The organism is Achromobacter sp. HNDS-1 (assembly GCF_040084795.1).
Classification (GTDB): domain Bacteria; phylum Pseudomonadota; class Gammaproteobacteria; order Burkholderiales; family Burkholderiaceae_B; genus Achromobacter; species Achromobacter ruhlandii.
The window spans coordinates 1392949-1406784 of the sequence record NZ_CP157584.1 but is presented as its reverse complement, the minus strand read 5'-3'; the positions used below and the strand labels follow the sequence as shown (position 1 = coordinate 1406784).

At 69.0% G+C, this 13836-nt stretch carries 17 protein-coding genes; 10 read left to right on the top strand and 7 right to left on the bottom strand.

All coding sequences use genetic code 11. The features are described 5' to 3' along the window. Positions 1-15: 15 nt before the first annotated feature. Together ABFG95_RS06290 and ABFG95_RS06285 are read right to left on the bottom strand one after the other, a co-directional pair. Positions 16-1629: a PQQ-binding-like beta-propeller repeat protein gene (locus ABFG95_RS06290; RefSeq protein ID WP_348995605.1), complete on the bottom strand. Its 1614-nt coding sequence runs from the start codon at positions 1627-1629 to the stop codon at positions 16-18. Positions 1630-1760: 131 nt separating this feature from the next. Next, positions 1761-2006, bottom strand: a complete 246-nt coding sequence (locus tag ABFG95_RS06285; protein ID WP_139122249.1) for a hypothetical protein — start codon at positions 2004-2006, stop codon at positions 1761-1763. A 392-nt stretch (positions 2007-2398) separates the two neighbouring features. On the opposite strand from ABFG95_RS06285, the gene ABFG95_RS06280 reads away from it, so the two are divergent. From ABFG95_RS06280 to ABFG95_RS06270, 3 genes are all read left to right on the top strand, one after another. Further along, positions 2399-2593, top strand: coding sequence for a hypothetical protein (locus ABFG95_RS06280; protein WP_049072870.1), 195 nt, complete (start codon positions 2399-2401; stop codon positions 2591-2593). A 30-nt stretch (positions 2594-2623) separates the two neighbouring features. Beyond that, positions 2624-3109, top strand: coding sequence for a GNAT family N-acetyltransferase (locus ABFG95_RS06275; RefSeq protein WP_049072871.1), 486 nt, complete (start codon positions 2624-2626; stop codon positions 3107-3109). Between the two features lie 144 nt (positions 3110-3253). Then, positions 3254-3886, top strand: a complete 633-nt coding sequence (locus ABFG95_RS06270; protein ID WP_049072872.1) for an FMN-binding negative transcriptional regulator — start codon at positions 3254-3256, stop codon at positions 3884-3886. Between the two features lie 134 nt (positions 3887-4020). Here the strand turns inward: ABFG95_RS06270 and ABFG95_RS06265 are convergent, their stop codons facing one another. Next, positions 4021-5283: an MFS transporter gene (locus ABFG95_RS06265; protein WP_348995604.1), complete on the bottom strand. Its 1263-nt coding sequence runs from the start codon at positions 5281-5283 to the stop codon at positions 4021-4023. A gap of 78 nt (positions 5284-5361) precedes the next feature. Here ABFG95_RS06265 and ABFG95_RS06260 point away from each other — a divergent pair, with 78 nt between their 5' ends. The 3 genes from ABFG95_RS06260 to ABFG95_RS06250 all read left to right on the top strand — a co-directional run bounded on the left by ABFG95_RS06260 (position 5362) and on the right by ABFG95_RS06250 (position 7385). Continuing rightward, positions 5362-6102 (top strand): winged helix-turn-helix domain-containing protein, encoded by a 741-nt coding sequence (locus ABFG95_RS06260; protein WP_049072874.1) that lies wholly within the window; start codon positions 5362-5364, stop codon positions 6100-6102. 132 nt (positions 6103-6234) lie between these two features. Beyond that, a complete protein-coding gene (locus ABFG95_RS06255) occupies positions 6235-6885 on the top strand; it encodes a hypothetical protein (protein ID WP_054417736.1) in 651 nt (216 codons plus the stop codon). A 227-nt stretch (positions 6886-7112) separates the two neighbouring features. Beyond that, positions 7113-7385 (top strand): hypothetical protein, encoded by a 273-nt coding sequence (locus ABFG95_RS06250; protein WP_080977371.1) that lies wholly within the window; start codon positions 7113-7115, stop codon positions 7383-7385. 7 nt (positions 7386-7392) lie between these two features. On the opposite strand, the gene ABFG95_RS06245 is transcribed toward ABFG95_RS06250, so the two are convergent. The 3 genes from ABFG95_RS06245 to ABFG95_RS06235 form a co-directional block, all read right to left on the bottom strand. After that, positions 7393-8160 (bottom strand): DUF1828 domain-containing protein, encoded by a 768-nt coding sequence (locus ABFG95_RS06245; RefSeq protein WP_348995603.1) that lies wholly within the window; start codon positions 8158-8160, stop codon positions 7393-7395. Continuing rightward, positions 8157-8693, bottom strand: coding sequence for a hypothetical protein (locus ABFG95_RS06240; RefSeq protein ID WP_049072878.1), 537 nt, complete (start codon positions 8691-8693; stop codon positions 8157-8159). Before ABFG95_RS06240 ends, ABFG95_RS06245 begins: the two co-directional genes overlap by 4 nt. A 181-nt stretch (positions 8694-8874) precedes the next feature. After that, the gene (locus tag ABFG95_RS06235) at positions 8875-9729 is read right to left on the bottom strand and encodes a neutral zinc metallopeptidase (RefSeq protein ID WP_049072879.1); all 855 of its coding nucleotides are present in this window, start codon (positions 9727-9729) and stop codon (positions 8875-8877) included. 89 nt (positions 9730-9818) lie between these two features. Between ABFG95_RS06235 and ABFG95_RS06230 the strand changes: the two genes are divergently transcribed. The 4 genes from ABFG95_RS06230 to bamC all read left to right on the top strand — a co-directional run bounded on the left by ABFG95_RS06230 (position 9819) and on the right by bamC (position 13355). Beyond that, positions 9819-10448, top strand: a complete 630-nt coding sequence (locus tag ABFG95_RS06230; protein ID WP_348995602.1) for an L-threonylcarbamoyladenylate synthase — start codon at positions 9819-9821, stop codon at positions 10446-10448. Positions 10449-10572: 124 nt separating this feature from the next. Continuing rightward, positions 10573-11220: a site-2 protease family protein gene (locus ABFG95_RS06225; protein WP_049072881.1), complete on the top strand. Its 648-nt coding sequence runs from the start codon at positions 10573-10575 to the stop codon at positions 11218-11220. An 87-nt stretch (positions 11221-11307) separates the two neighbouring features. After that, positions 11308-12213: a 4-hydroxy-tetrahydrodipicolinate synthase gene (gene dapA / locus ABFG95_RS06220; RefSeq protein ID WP_054417738.1), complete on the top strand. Its 906-nt coding sequence runs from the start codon at positions 11308-11310 to the stop codon at positions 12211-12213. Positions 12214-12230: 17 nt separating this feature from the next. Further along, positions 12231-13355 (top strand): outer membrane protein assembly factor BamC, encoded by a 1125-nt coding sequence (bamC, locus tag ABFG95_RS06215; RefSeq protein ID WP_049072883.1) that lies wholly within the window; start codon positions 12231-12233, stop codon positions 13353-13355. Positions 13356-13558: 203 nt separating this feature from the next. Here the strand turns inward: bamC and ABFG95_RS06210 are convergent, their stop codons facing one another. Then, positions 13559-13786, bottom strand: a complete 228-nt coding sequence (locus tag ABFG95_RS06210; protein WP_081273424.1) for an endopeptidase — start codon at positions 13784-13786, stop codon at positions 13559-13561. Positions 13787-13836: the final 50 nt, after the last annotated feature.

Here is a 13836-nt window from a genome sequence, read left to right as displayed (position 1 = left end):
CCCGCGATGGCCCCATCATGCCAGATCGATGCCGCCACGGGTCGGGCGCATGCCCGCCAGCGCGGCCAGATCGACCAGCGCGATGCGGCCGTCGATGGCGCCGACGGCCAGTCTGCCGCCGCGCGCGGCGAGCGCGTAGAGCACGGTGGCGACGCCGCCGATGCGGACCCGGGACGCCAGCAGCAGGTCGCCGCTGGCGGCGTCGATCAGCATCAGGGTGCCGTCGAGGAAAGCCGCCAGCACCAGGCCGTCGGCCACGATGATGGCGCTGGCCGAGGCCGGGGTGGCATGACGCCAGCGTTCCTGGCCGCGCGCCAGCGACTTGCGGTAGATGAAGCCGCGATAGGCGTTGCCGACCGTGGGCGAGTAGTGCTTGCCGGCGATCACCACGCTGGCGCCGAGGGCGTCATCGACGTAGGCGCCACGGCATTCCATGGCGTGGCTGGCGGGCGTGCCGTCCGGCTTGAGCAATGGCCACAGGCGTTCGAGGCGACCATCGGCGTGGACCCGGCACAGGTGCTTGCCTTCGTGCGAGCCGGGCGGCGTGCCTTGCAGCGAGAAAAGATCGGGCGCGCCGTTGATGCCGATGTAGTGGTTGAAGCAGTCGTAGTGGCCGAGATCGAGGCGTCGTTCTCCGGTCAGGGTGGGGTCCAGCAGCACGTCGCCGGCCGTGCGGCGGCGCGCATCGATGCGGTCGCGGCGGCCCAGCAGGCGACCGTCGGCGCTGGCGCAGAAGGTGTATTGGCCATCCTCGTCGCGCAGCGCCGTCAGCGCGCCGTCGCGCAGCGCGTACAGGCGCGAGTCGCGGCGGAAGCGGTCGGCGGGATCGGGCGGGGCGATGGCGTGCACGACGAGCGGCGTGGCGCGCAGGATCTCGGCGCCGCGGCCGCCGCCGTCGTGACGCGCGAGCAACGCGCCGTCGGCGCGGTAGCGGTCGAGCAGGCAGGCGTCGTGGACCGCGGCGAGCGTGTCGGCGTCGAGCCACGCCAGGTCCCAGATGGCGCCGCGCAGCCCCAGGTCGGGCAGGCCCAGCCAGTCGGCCAGGCGCTTGGCGGCGTCGCCGACATCGGGCGGCGTGGCGTGGTCGAGGGTGGCGGTGGCGGGGTCCAGTTCCGGCGTGGCCACGCCGGCGGCGGTCTCGACGCGCAGCAGTGTTTCGGACGCGGCGGGCACATCGTCGTCCTGTTCGTCCCACGATTCGTCCCAGGGGCGGACCCAGGCCTCGATGCGGCCGTCTTGCAGGTAGCGGCACCGCACCACTTCGGGCACGTTGAGGAAGGGGCGATGGCAGGCGCCGCTGTCCCAGTTCCAGGCGATCAGCTCGCCTTCGAACATATAGCCGCCGTCATAGCTGCCCGCGCCGATGGCGATGACGGGCTGGTCCGGATGGAAGGCGACGTCGTTGATGGGCAGGCGCGGCGCGTCGCAGGCCGCGAACGGCGCGGGTTCGCCGCGGCGGTACAAGCCGACGCGATAGCGCAGCGCGGCGCCGCCATGGGCGGCGCGCGCGGGCGGGTTGATGAGCAGGGGAAAGGCCGAGGCCACGGCGACGAGGTCGCCGGCCGGATGGAAGAACACGCCGGTGATGCGGCCGGCGCCCTGCAGCGCCGGATTCATGAACGCGTTCATGATTGATGCGGCCGGCGCCCCTGGGCGCGCGGCGGATTCAGGACTCGCGGGCCACGGACCGGCCGCGCGAAGGCGGCGGGAAGCGGCGCGGCGGCGGGCGGGCGCATGGGCGCAGGGCCGTCAATGACGCGTCATGATTTGGCGGCGGCGGCCGTGGTGGCGCTTTTCTTGCCGCGCGGCTTGGCCGCGGGCGTTTCGCTCACCGGCGGCGTGTCGAACTCCTGTTTGTTTCGTTCGCCCCGCGGGGTGTTTTCCGGATGGGGTTTGGGAAAGGCCCAGGGCTTCGTTTTCTGATCCATTGCTTGTACTCCTTGCACAGGCGGAACAGTAGCATTTGCTGTGGCCGTGAGTAAGTGAGGGTTGACGTCAATATTCATCGCATCGTGATGAGGTAAATCGGCAAGCGCGGCATCGGCCGGCTGCTATACGACCGCCGCGACGGCGGCGCGTTCACTGATTGATGGGAGCGGATTTCGTGAGGGGTTGTCGAGGGGACCGCGATGCGGATCGCGGGCCGGGCGCACGGGCTGGCGCGGAGGCGCAATATACCCGGTTGGCGCGCCGCGCATGCCGCGACGCCTGCCGCTACCCGCGTGGCGGTGCCTGTGCCGAGCGCGGATAGCGGAATTCTACCGCGCCCGCGCCGCGCCTCCGCCCGCGGGCCTCATCCGGATGGCATCCGGGCTCATCCGTTTGCATCGGCGAAAGTCTCTATTGCAAGCGGCGATGGCGGGACTACGATGGGACTCGTGCACATAGGGAGGAAGCTATGGACACGACCAAGGAATGGTATGCCGCCGTCAAGGAATGGCAGCGCGCGCGCGATGAACTGACCAGCGCCATCGCCGCGATCAAGTGGCCCGATCCCACGCCGGATTGCCTGGCCACTTATGACCGCGCCTATGCGCATGAAACCGCGGCGCGCGAGCGCATGAAGCTGGCCTACGAGCGCGTCCGACGATAGGGCCGCGGCGCGGTTGCTACACTGCCGCGCATGAAGCAATCCACGAACCCCCTGATGATCCGGACGGCGCGCCCCGATGACGCGGCGGCGCTTGAAGACGTGCTGACGCGCACCTACGAAGGCACCTGGCAGCCCCAGATGACGCCGGAAAAATACCGGTACTTCCTGGACAGCGGCAAGATCCCCCGCTATGTCGCCGAGCGCGGCGCGCGCTTTCACGTGTGCGAGGTCGAAGGCCGCGTGGCCGGCATGGTCGACTGGGAGCAGAACTTCATCTGGGCGCTGCACGTGCATCCGGATCTGCAGCGCCGCGGCGTGGGCGCGGCGCTGCTGGCCGTGGCCGAAGCCGGCATGCGCGCCGACGGGCATGCCGAGGCGCGGCTGGAGACCGATACCTTCAATACGCAGAGCCGCGCGTTCTACGGCAAGCACGGCTATGCCGAGGTCGACACCTATCCCGACGAGGAATGGGATAGCGGCTTCACCACGGTGCTGTTGGTCAAGCCGCTGGCCTGAACGCCGGCCGCGCGCGCAAGGGCGGCCGTCCGGCCGGTTCCGGGGGGCGCTCCCGTGGCCCCATGATTCGATGGTCATCTGGCTCTGGCAATGGGGCCAGGGCGGCGCTATGGTGTGCTTTTCCCGTCATCCACGCCATTCGCCATGTACCTGCCGTCCGCTTTCCGTGAAGACTCGCTGGAGGTCCAGCACGATTTCATCCGCGCGCATCCCCTCGGGGTGCTCATGACCGGCGGGGAGGGCGGACTGATGGCCAACCACATTCCCTGTCTGCTCTATCCGGAGGGGCCGCGAGGCGTGCTGCGGCTGCACATGGCGCGCGCCAACCCGCAATGGAAGGAGCTGGCCGCCGGCGCCGAATGCCTGCTGGTGTTCCATGGCGCGCAGGCCTACATCACGCCCTCCTGGTACGCCACCAAGGCCGAGACCCACAAGGTGGTGCCGACCTGGAACTTCGTGGCCGTCCACGTCTGGGGCACGCCCACGGTGCATGACGACCCGGCCTGGGTGCGGGCGCAGATCGGCGCGCTGACCGATGCGCAGGAGAAGGCGCGCGCGCAGCCCTGGCGGGTCGAGGACGCGCCCGAGGATTTCATTGCGGCGCAGATGCGCGCCATTGTCGGCGTGGAAATCGCCATCACGCGCATCGAAGGCAAGTGGAAGGTCAGCCAGAACCGCAACGCGGCCGACCGCCAGGGCGTGGCGGCCGGCCTGGCCGGCGAACAGGGCGATGTCGTGATGGCCGGCCTGGTGGCGCGCCGCGGCGGGCTGGATTGAGCCGGGCCCGTCCCGGCACGTCGGCCGCGTCACGTCGGTTGAGCGGCGTGGCTTGAGCGACGTGGCTTGAGCGATACGGCTTGAGCGATACGGCTTGAGCGACAGGGTTTGAGCGATCCGGATGGCGCGGCCGATCAGGCCGCGCCGGCCACCTGCAGGCGCCGCCGGTGCGCGGCGCCGCGGCCCCATGCCAGGCAGGCGATGGCCGCTGCCTGCAGCCCGGCCGCCGCCGCCAGGAACCAGAACAGCGGATGCGGCCCCTGGCCGGAGAACGTGCGCAGCACGCCGAATACGGCGGGCGCGAAGGCATAGGCGCCTTGCGACAGGGCCACGATCAACGGCACCACCCGCGCCGCGTCCTCGCGCGCGAATTCGGCCTGCGCGATCAGCGGCGGCAGCGAGGTGGCGTTGCCGATGCCGGCGCCGAACAGCAGCACCCCCAGCCATACGGCCCAGGCGTGGCCCGCCGCCAGCATCAGCACCAGCGAGCCTGCGATCTGCGCGCCATACGACAGGCAGGCCACCAGGCGGCGGTCGGCCGCGGGCGGCATCAGCCAGCCCACCAGGCTGCGGCCGGCGATGGCGCTGGCGGTGGCCAGCCCCATGGCGATGCCGGCGGTCTGCGCGCCCAGCAGCGGCGCCAGCAGCGACAGCAAGTGCGCGATCAGGCCGATCTGCGCGAACAGCCCCAGCGCCATGCCCGCGCCCAGCGACAGGAAAGCGCGGTCGCGCCACAGCCGCGAGACGCGCGGCCAGGTCGCGGCGTCCGCCTGCGCCGGCGCGCCCGGCGGCATGCCGTCGGGATGCTGGCCCAGCTGCCGCGGCGTGACGGCGAACACCTGGCGCGCCAGCAGCGCGATCACGATCACCATTGCCAGGCCGACCCATGCGGCCGCCCGCGCGAAGCCGTAGCTGGCAATCAGGAACACCCAGAGCGGGGAGAACAGGATGCCGCCGACGCTGGCGCCGTTGTAGGCCATGCCCAGCGCGGCTGGCCGGCGCCTGACGAACCAGGGCGAGATCAAGGCATTGACCGCCGCCGCGCCCAGCGTCACCCAGCCCATGCCGGATAACAGCGCGGCCGCATACAGCTGCCACGGTTCGGCCGCGCGCGCCCAGCCGCAGACGCCCAGCGCCAGCGCCACTGCGCCGGCCAGCGTCACGCCCGGCACGCCCCAGCGCCGGTACAGGCGCGGCAGGTTGGCCACGATCAGCGTGCCGCACAGGAAGTGCAGCGTGACGGCCGCCGACACCAGCGTCACGCTCCAGCCCGTGCGCTGCACCACCGCGTGCAGGAATACGGGCGGTCCGTAGAAACCCACGCCCCAGCCGAAGATGGCCAGCACGAAGGTGGCGTGGAGGACCTTCCAGCCGAAGAAACGCGAAGGGTTGGGCATGATGGAAACGGGCTGTCCTGTTGCGATGAGTCGCAGTATGCTTGAGCCCGTATCCAACACTTTGGCCTGGGCCGAATCATGGAATCCGAGTTCGCCGACATCAACCTCTCGGCCGTCGCCGGCGCCATCGCCGATCCGGCGCGGGCCCGCATGCTGTGCCTGCTGCTCGATGGCCGTGCCCGCACCGCCACCGAGCTGGCGGCGGCCGCCGACATCGGCGCATCCACGGCCAGCAGCCATTTCCAGCGGTTGCGCGAGCAGGGCCTGGTGGAGCAGGCGGCGCAGGGCAAGCATCGCTATTACCGGCTGGCCAATGCCGAAGTGGCGCGGGCGCTGGAGGCGCTGCTGGTGGTGGCGGGCGCCGAACGCGCGCCGTTCAAGCCCAACACGCCGTCGGCCCTGCGCGAAGCGCGTACCTGCTACGACCACATGGCCGGCACGCTGGCGGTGCGCGTCCACGACGCGATGCTGGCGCGCCAGTGGCTGGCGGCCGATGGCCGCGATTACGTGTTGACGCCCCTGGGCGAAGCCTCGCTGGCGCAGGTGGGGGTGGACGTGACGCAGGCGCGCCAGCGCCGCCGCCGTTTCGCCTGCCCGTGCCTGGACTGGAGCGAGCGCCGCTCGCACCTGGGCGGCGCGCTGGGCGCCGCCTTGCTGGAGGCGCTATTGCAACGCGGCTGGGTCGACAAGGACCTGGATTCGCGCGCGCTGTCCATCACCCGCAAGGGCGCGCGGCAGTTCCCCGCATTTTTCGGCATGCCCGGGGAGGCGGCCGCCGACGCGGTGGACTGGAACCTGAAGGGCGGCCACGCCGCCTAGCGTTTTTCGGCCGGGGTTCCCCGGCTTCATGCGCATCCCCTCGAATTCGCTTTCGCGCTCGCGCGGGCCGGCAGGCCGCGCGAGCGCGCACATTTTTTTTCATCGGGCATTTGCCCTGTACAGGAGGTGGCCTTGCCTACGCTGGCCCTGCACGTTTTCCGTCGCGCCTTGCCTGGCGTGACGGAGCTGCGCATCGATGTCAACCACGGCCCGCGCGAAGTGGAAGCCGAACTCGATGCCATCCACGACCGCATGAATCGACCCTTGGATCGCCTGCATGGCTTGCCGGAGGTTCAAACCGAGATCCCTGGCCTGGTGCTTCGCTACCGCGAAGCCGATGGCGAGTATTACGTGTATGTGGTGGATGTGCGGCGCGGCCGGCTGGCGGGCTATACGGTGTTCAACCGCCTGATCGAAGTGGGCCGGCGCGCCGATCCCTATGTGCGCGCGCCGCATTCGAAGTACGCCGCGCCCTACCAGCGCATGGGGCTGGCCACGGCGGTGTATCGCTGGGGGCTGGAGGCGGGCCTGTGCATCATGAGCGGGGCGCGCCAGTCGGTCGGCGCCCATCGCCTGTGGCTGGGCCTGGCGCGTGACTACACGCTGGGCTATGTCGACCTGCGGCGCAAGCGGCTGACCTATCTCGGCCCGGCCGTGACGGCGGCGGTGCTGGACGACCTGCATACCCGCATGTTCCTGCTGGGCCGCGGCTGGACGCTGCCGGACTATCTGCGCGTCACGGCCATGCAAGTGGCCGAAAGTGCGCTTTCGCAACAGCCCTAGGGGAAATCCCCGGGACGGATCAGCGCGGCGCGCAGCGCAGGACCCTGTCATGCGGCCGCAAGCCGCGCCGTGCCTGCCTGTGGATGCCTTGGCCGGACCCGCCACGGAAACGGGGACGCAATTTCCGCGTCGCAACAATGTTTCTATCGGCAGCCGGCGTTACAAAACATATCCGAACTGTCATGAACAGGCGCGGTATGCTGGGTCGCAGAAAGAGGGCATCCGAAGTGCATCAGAACAACTTGATCTACAAGGGATACCGGCTTACCGCCAAGGTGTCCCGGGGCGACGGCGCTGAAGTCCAGGCGCTGCCCAGCGGCCCCGTTTTCATCGCATCGATCATGGTGGTCCAGGCGGGCGCCGTGCAGGAAGGCGGCGACGAATACCCCGTGCCACGCTTTGCCGAGGGCGGCTTCGTCTACAGTCCGCGCGAAGCGGTGCATGCGGCCATCCTGCATGGCCGCGAGATCGTCGACGGCCTGACCCACATGGCGTCCTGACCCTACCCTATTCGGCGGCGAATACCGCCTTCCAGTCGCGCGTCTTGGCCAGCGTCAGCACGCTGGCCGACTGTTCGAGGATGGCCACGGCCTTCTTCAGTTCCTCGGCCGAGGCGCCGTCTTCCAGGATCACCATGCGCGAGTTGCGCGCATCGGCCATTTTCACGTCCGACATCTTGCCGTGGGTCTGGTAGACCTGCGTCCAGTCCATTTTCTTGCCGGCCTTCAGGGCGATCGGTTCGATGTAGGTCAGCGCGGTGCTGCCGGCGGCGCGCACGGCGAACGCGAAGTCGGCGGTATGGCCGCTGCTGCCCTTGGCGCGCGCGCCCTTGACCATGCGGTTGGGGCCGACGCCGGCCGCCAGCGCGCGGCCGACCTGGGCGCGAAAGCGCAGCTGGCTGAAGCGCGGCATCCACTTGGCGCACTGGAACGACAGCGCCATGGCCAGCTTGACCGCATCCCACAGCGCTTCCTGCAGCTGTTCGTTGGGGCCGGAGGCGACGATGGCGCCCGACTTGTCGAAGTGCGCCAGGCTCACGCCCGGCGTTTCGTTGAGGATGTCGATGCGCTTGGCCGCCAGCTCGATGCCGTAGCTGGAGGCGTGCATCGCCGTTTCACAGGCGTCGGTGAGGTAGAACGTGGCGTCGTCCGGATGGGCGATGAAAAATGCCGCGTGCTGGCCGTCCAGGCCCAGCGTCATCGGCGAGATCGCGCGGATGGCGTGTTCGCCCGCCGGCAGGACGGTCCAGCCGGAGGCTTCCAGGAAATTGCTCATAGGATCAGTTCGATTTGTCGGCCCTTGAGGGGATGCGCGAAACCGCCGGTCAGGGTCAGGTTGGCCCTCGGCAGGAAATACTGCATCAGCTCGGCGATGGTGTGCAGGGCGGGCACGACGGGTTCGGCGTAGCCTTCGCCTTCGTCCACCCAGAGGTGTTCGTGGCTGCGGTCCGCCAGCGGCTTGCGATATTGCGGGCGGCCTTCGCCCACCAGGCTGGTGTGGAAGGAGTCGTCGGTGTCGACGCCGAAGACGCGGTGCGGGCCGACGAACAGGCTGGCACAGAACGCCTCGGCCAGGAAGATGGTGGCCTGGCCGTGCACGTCGGTGCGGGCGCCGCGGTAGGTGGCGCGGAAAATCACGTCGTCGCGCACTTCACCCTTGACGCGGCACGGGCTGGCGAATTCCATCCACAGCGGGGTGATCGCGGCCGGCTTGGGGATCCAGGCGACCGGCTTGACGGTTTCCTTGGGCTCCGCAAGGATCTCTTGCACCTCGTCAGGGGTGATTAACGGTTCGAACTTGTTGGCCATGGAACGGATCTAGAGTCTGGGAATGCACCGCCGGGCCGCCCAGCGGAAAAGCCCCCTCGCGGGGGCTCTGGCCCGCGCCGCCTGATGGGCGCGGGGGCGTAATCTTACAAGATGAAGACGGCGTCGGGTCCGAGGCTGTATGAATATACAGGCTTGGCGGCGCGGCGGCCGGCATGCCGGCCTACAGCGAGCTGGCGGCGAAAGTATCGCATTGCTTGAGGTCGCCGCTGTCCAGGCCGCGCTTGAACCAGCGCACGCGCTGCGCCGACGAGCCGTGGGTGAAGGCGTCCGGCACCACGTAGCCCTGGCTCTGCTTCTGCAGCCGGTCGTCGCCGATGGCGGTGGCGGCGGCCAGCGCTTCCTCGACGTCGCCGCTTTCGAGGATGTTGCGGGCGGCGTTGGCGCGCTGCGCCCACAGGCCGGCGAAGCAGTCGGCCTGCAGTTCCATGCGTACCGACAGCGCGTTGGCCTGCGACGGGTTGCGCCGGCGCAGGTTGTCGACCTGGTCGGAGATGCCCAGCAGGTGCTGCACGTGGTGGCCGACCTCGTGCGCGATGACGTAGGCCTGGGCGAAATCGCCGGGCGCCTTGAAGCGGTTCTGCAGCTCGTCGAAGAAGGCCAGGTCGATGTAGACCTTGCTGTCGCCCGGGCAGTAGAACGGACCCATGGCCGCCTGGCCGGTGCCACAGGCCGTGGGCGTGGCGCCGCGGAACAGCACCAGCTTGGGCGGCACGTACTGGCGGTTCAGGTCTTTCTGGAAGATGGCGCTCCAGGTGTCCTCGGTTTCGCCCAGCACCTTGGAGACGAAGCGCGCCTGCGGGTCGTTGGCGGGCGGCCGCGCGGCCGGGCCCTGTTGCTGCTGGGCGGGCGGGCCCTCGGCCATCTGCAGCACCACGCTGGGGTCGACGCCGAAATACATGGCCACCAGGGCCAGCACGATGGTGCCGATGCCGATGGTGCCACGGCCGCCGATGCGCGGCCCGCTGGCGCGGCGGTCTTCCACGTTGTCGCTTTCGCGGGAATCGTCCAGGCGCATACTGTGTCTCCGGGCGGGCCGGCAAGGCCGCCATGTGTTGCCAGGGCCGCCAATGGTGAAGCGGCCTTCAAGAGTGTTAGGATAAACCCATGGCTCTCCATTTAGATATCCACCCCGCGAATCCCCAACCGCGCCTGCTCAAGCAGGCCGCCCAATGGCTGAACGACGGGGGCCTGGTGGCGGTGCCCACCGACTCCAGCTACGCGGTGGTCGCGCGCCTGGACGACAAGAACGCGGCCGACGGCCTGCGCCGCCTGCGCGGCCTGGACGAACGCCATCACCTCACGCTGCTGTGCCGCGACCTGGCCGAGATCGGCCACTTCGCCCGCGTCGACAACCGCCAGTACCGCCTGCTCAAGGCCGCCACGCCGGGGCCGTGGACCTTCATCCTGGAAGCCACCAAGGAAGTGCCGCGACGCGTTTCGCATCCATCGCGCAAGACCATCGGCATCCGCGTGCCGGATCACGCCGTCATGCTGGGCCTGCTGGAACAGATGGGCGCGCCGCTGCTGTCCACCACCCTCATCCCGAAGGGGGAGGACGACGCCCTGAACGACGCCGAGGACATCCGCGAGCGCTACGACCACGACCTGGCCGCCATCATCGACGCCGGCGCCTGCCCGCATTCGCCGACCACCGTGATCGACCTGACCAGCGCCGAGCCGGTGGTGGTGCGGGTGGGGCGCGGCGATCCGGCCACGCTGGGCCTGGCGGCCTGAAACGGCCGATCGCGCGTTCATGCGGCGGCGCCATGCCGGCCGCCGCCGCCGCGCGGCAGGCATGGCGCCGCTTTGCATCTGGCCGCACTGTTCGTCACGCGGCTCCTCTACAATCCGCTTCGCCATGAATGACATCATCCAGACGATCGCGGTCTACGCGATACCGGTAATCTTCGCCATCACCCTGCACGAGGCCGCGCACGGCTACGTCGCGCGCATGTTCGGCGATCCGACGGCCTACCAGGCGGGCCGCATCAGCCTGAACCCGGCGCGCCACATCGACCCGATCGGCACGCTGCTGGTGCCGGTGGTGATCCTGCTGACCTCCAAGCTGCTGGGCAGCCCGGGCATGCTGTTCGGCTGGGCCAAGCCGGTGCCGGTGGATTTCGGCCGCCTGCGCCGTCCCAAGAAGGACATGCTGTGGGTGGCGCTGGCCGGGCCCGCCGCCAACCTGCTGATGGCCATCCTGTGGGTGTTTTCGCTGCGCCTGTTCCTGGAAACCGGCATGCAGGAGAGCTTCTGGTTCGAAATGGCGATGGCCGGCGTGCAGGTCAACCTGGTGCTGATGGCGCTGAACCTGCTGCCGATTCCGCCGCTGGATGGGGGACGCATCCTTTTCAGCCTGCTGCCCAACCGCCTGGCCTGGCAATACTCGAAAATCGAGCCGTATGGGCTGGTGATCGTGGTGGTGCTGCTGGTGACCGACGTGCTGTGGATATTGATGCGTCCGGTATTGGCTTTGGGAACGACGATCGTTCAGTGGTTCCTCTAGGATTTTGGCCAATATCCGTTAAACTCAGCGGTTTCATTGATTCTGGCCCTGGGGCATCCCGCCGTGGGGCTTTGGAGCCCCTCATTTATGGCATCCCCTGCAACCGCCGCAGGCGTTAATTTCCAGGGCAGCATGGTGGCCCTCGTCACCCCGATGCAGCCCGACGGCAGCCTGGACTACGCGGCCTATCGGTCGCTGATCGACTGGCACATCCAGGAAGGAACCGATGCACTGGTGGTGGTGGGCACCACCGGGGAATCGCCGACGGTCTCCATGGAAGAACACGCGGAACTGATCCGCGTCGCGGTCGAGCATGCCGCGGGCCGCATCCCGGTCATCGCCGGGGTGGGCGCCAACTCCACCGACGAAGCCATCCACCTCACGCGCCACGCCAAGGCGGTGGGCGCGCAGGCCGGCCTGTCGGTGGTGCCGTACTACAACAAGCCGTCGCAGGAAGGCCTGTACCGTCACTTCCGCGCCATCGCGGAAGCCGTCGATCTGCCGACCATCCTGTACAACGTGCCGGGCCGCACCGTTGCCGACATGAGCAACGACACGGTGCTGCGCCTGGCCCAGGTGCCGGGCATCATCGGCATCAAGGACGCCACCGGCGACATCGCCCGCGGCGGCCTGCTGTTGCGCGAGGCGCCGGCCAGCTTCCAGGTGTTCAGCGGCGATGACCCCACCGCCGCCGCCCTGATCCTGCTGGGCGCGCGCGGCAATATTTCCGTGACCGCCAACGTCGCGCCCAAGCTCATGCGTGACTTGTGCGCCGCCGCCCTGGCGGGCAATGTGCCGAAGGTGCGTGAACTTAATGCGCACCTGGCCCGTCTGAACAAGGCTTTGTTCGTTGAAGCCAATCCTATTCCCGTCAAGTGGGCGTTGGCCGAAATGGGCCGCACCGCGCTGGGCTACCGCTTGCCGCTGGTGGAACTGGGCGCATCGCACCACGAAACGGTGCGTCGCGCGCTCCAGGAAACGGGCCTGCTCTAAATATCGTGAGGATACGTATGAACAAGCGTCATGCCGGTCTGTCGGCATTGATGTCTCTGGTGTTGTTGGCCGGCTGCAGCGAGGTCAACCAATTCCTGGGCAATGAAGAGTCCGTCAATTACAAGAGCGCCGTCACGCAACGTGGCGAACCGCTCAGCATCCCGCCCGACCTGACCCAGGCCGCCAGCGATCCGCGCTATCGCGCGCCGACGTCGGGCTCGACCACCTATTCGCAGTTCCAGCAGCAGGGCCAGGCCCAGGCCTCCGCGCCCAAGGCCAGCAACGTGCTGCCCAACCGCCAGGACATGCGCGTCGAACGCGATGGCGACCTGCGCTGGCTGGTGGTCGACCGCGCGCCCGAGGACGTGTTCCCGCGCCTGGTCGACTTCTGGACCGAAAACGGCTTCACCGTCGCCAGCAACAATCCGGCCGCCGGCCTGATCGAGACCGACTGGGCGGAAAACCGCGCCAAGATCCCGGAAAGCTGGCTGCGCCAGGCCCTGGGCGCGGTGCTGGAGTCGGCCTGGGACAGCGGCGAGCGCGAGAAATTCCGCACCCGCGTTGAACGCGTCAACGGCCACACCGAGATCTACGTCAGCCACCGCCAGATGCTCGAAAAGCGCGTCGGCGGCGACGGCTCGCAAGTGCAGTGGCAGAACGGCAAGGAAGATCCGGGCCTGAACGCCGCCATGCTGGCGCGCATGATGGTCTACCTGGGCACCGACGTCGACAACGCCCGCAAGCTGGTGCAGCAGGCCGAGGCCGCGCCGCAGAAGCCGGCGGTGCAGCAGGATGTCCGAACCCAGGGCGCGCAGCTGATCGTCAGCGAATCGTTCGACCGCGCCTGGCGCCGTGTCGGCGTGGCGCTGGACGGCGGCGGCTTCTCGGTCGAGGACCGCGACCGTTCCGCCGGCGACTACTACGTGCGCTACTTCGACACCGACACTGGCGAGAAGATCGACCAGCCGGGCTTCTTCAGCCGCATGTTCTCGGGCGACAAGAAGGCCGAGGCGCCGCAGTACCGCATCCACCTGAGCGCCAGCGGCGACCAGACCAACGTGACGGTGCTGGACGCCAAGGGCGAACGCGACAACAGCGCCACCGCCCAGCGCCTGCTGAGCGTGCTGAAGGACAAGATGTAATTGCTGCGTATCCCGGCGGGCGCCACGGCGCCCGCACGGCTCCGGAAAAGGCCCTTCGCGGGCCTTTTTCTTTGCGCGCGGGGGTTCGGGTATGTCGCGGCGGCGGCACGCGCGGGAACGGCGCCCGGCGGCGCGCAAACAAAAACCCCGGCGCGGGGCCGGGGTTTCTGCTTGCCGTGATCAGCGCGGGGGGTGTTCGCTGATCAGGACGCGGGGGTGGTCGAGCCGCCCGGGGTGTTCGAACCGCCGCCAGGCGTGGTGCCAGGCGTCGGGGCCGGGGCCGGCGAGGTGGCCGGCGGCGTGCTCGAGGGCGCCGGGGCGGTGGCGCCCGGCGTGGGGTTGTTCGCGGGCGCCGGGGCATCTTCCTTCTTGTTGCACGCGCTGAGCGAGACCGCCAGCACCGAGGCAATAATCAAGGTTTTGCTCATCATTTTTAGACTCCTGTAGATGACGACTCTTGAAACCCCGTCAGGGGAAACCA

Excerpts from the sequence above, each read along its gene's own strand:
- ABFG95_RS06290 (WP_348995605.1), bottom strand. The coding sequence starts at position 1,629 with ATGAACGCGTTCATGAATCCGGCGCTGCAGGGCGCCGGCCGCATCACC.
- ABFG95_RS06285 (WP_139122249.1), bottom strand. The coding sequence starts at position 2,006 with ATGAATATTGACGTCAACCCTCACTTACTCACGGCCACAGCAAATGCT.
- ABFG95_RS06280 (WP_049072870.1), top strand. The coding sequence starts at position 2,399 with ATGGACACGACCAAGGAATGGTATGCCGCCGTCAAGGAATGGCAGCGC.
- ABFG95_RS06275 (WP_049072871.1), top strand. The coding sequence starts at position 2,624 with ATGAAGCAATCCACGAACCCCCTGATGATCCGGACGGCGCGCCCCGAT.
- ABFG95_RS06270 (WP_049072872.1), top strand. The coding sequence starts at position 3,254 with ATGTACCTGCCGTCCGCTTTCCGTGAAGACTCGCTGGAGGTCCAGCAC.
- ABFG95_RS06265 (WP_348995604.1), bottom strand. The coding sequence starts at position 5,283 with ATGCCCAACCCTTCGCGTTTCTTCGGCTGGAAGGTCCTCCACGCCACC.
- ABFG95_RS06260 (WP_049072874.1), top strand. The coding sequence starts at position 5,362 with ATGGAATCCGAGTTCGCCGACATCAACCTCTCGGCCGTCGCCGGCGCC.
- ABFG95_RS06245 (WP_348995603.1), bottom strand. The coding sequence starts at position 8,160 with ATGAGCAATTTCCTGGAAGCCTCCGGCTGGACCGTCCTGCCGGCGGGC.
- ABFG95_RS06240 (WP_049072878.1), bottom strand. The coding sequence starts at position 8,693 with ATGGCCAACAAGTTCGAACCGTTAATCACCCCTGACGAGGTGCAAGAG.
- ABFG95_RS06235 (WP_049072879.1), bottom strand. The coding sequence starts at position 9,729 with ATGCGCCTGGACGATTCCCGCGAAAGCGACAACGTGGAAGACCGCCGC.
- ABFG95_RS06230 (WP_348995602.1), top strand. The coding sequence starts at position 9,819 with ATGGCTCTCCATTTAGATATCCACCCCGCGAATCCCCAACCGCGCCTG.
- ABFG95_RS06225 (WP_049072881.1), top strand. The coding sequence starts at position 10,573 with ATGAATGACATCATCCAGACGATCGCGGTCTACGCGATACCGGTAATC.
- dapA (WP_054417738.1), top strand. The coding sequence starts at position 11,308 with ATGGCATCCCCTGCAACCGCCGCAGGCGTTAATTTCCAGGGCAGCATG.
- bamC (WP_049072883.1), top strand. The coding sequence starts at position 12,231 with ATGAACAAGCGTCATGCCGGTCTGTCGGCATTGATGTCTCTGGTGTTG.
- ABFG95_RS06210 (WP_081273424.1), bottom strand. The coding sequence starts at position 13,786 with ATGATGAGCAAAACCTTGATTATTGCCTCGGTGCTGGCGGTCTCGCTC.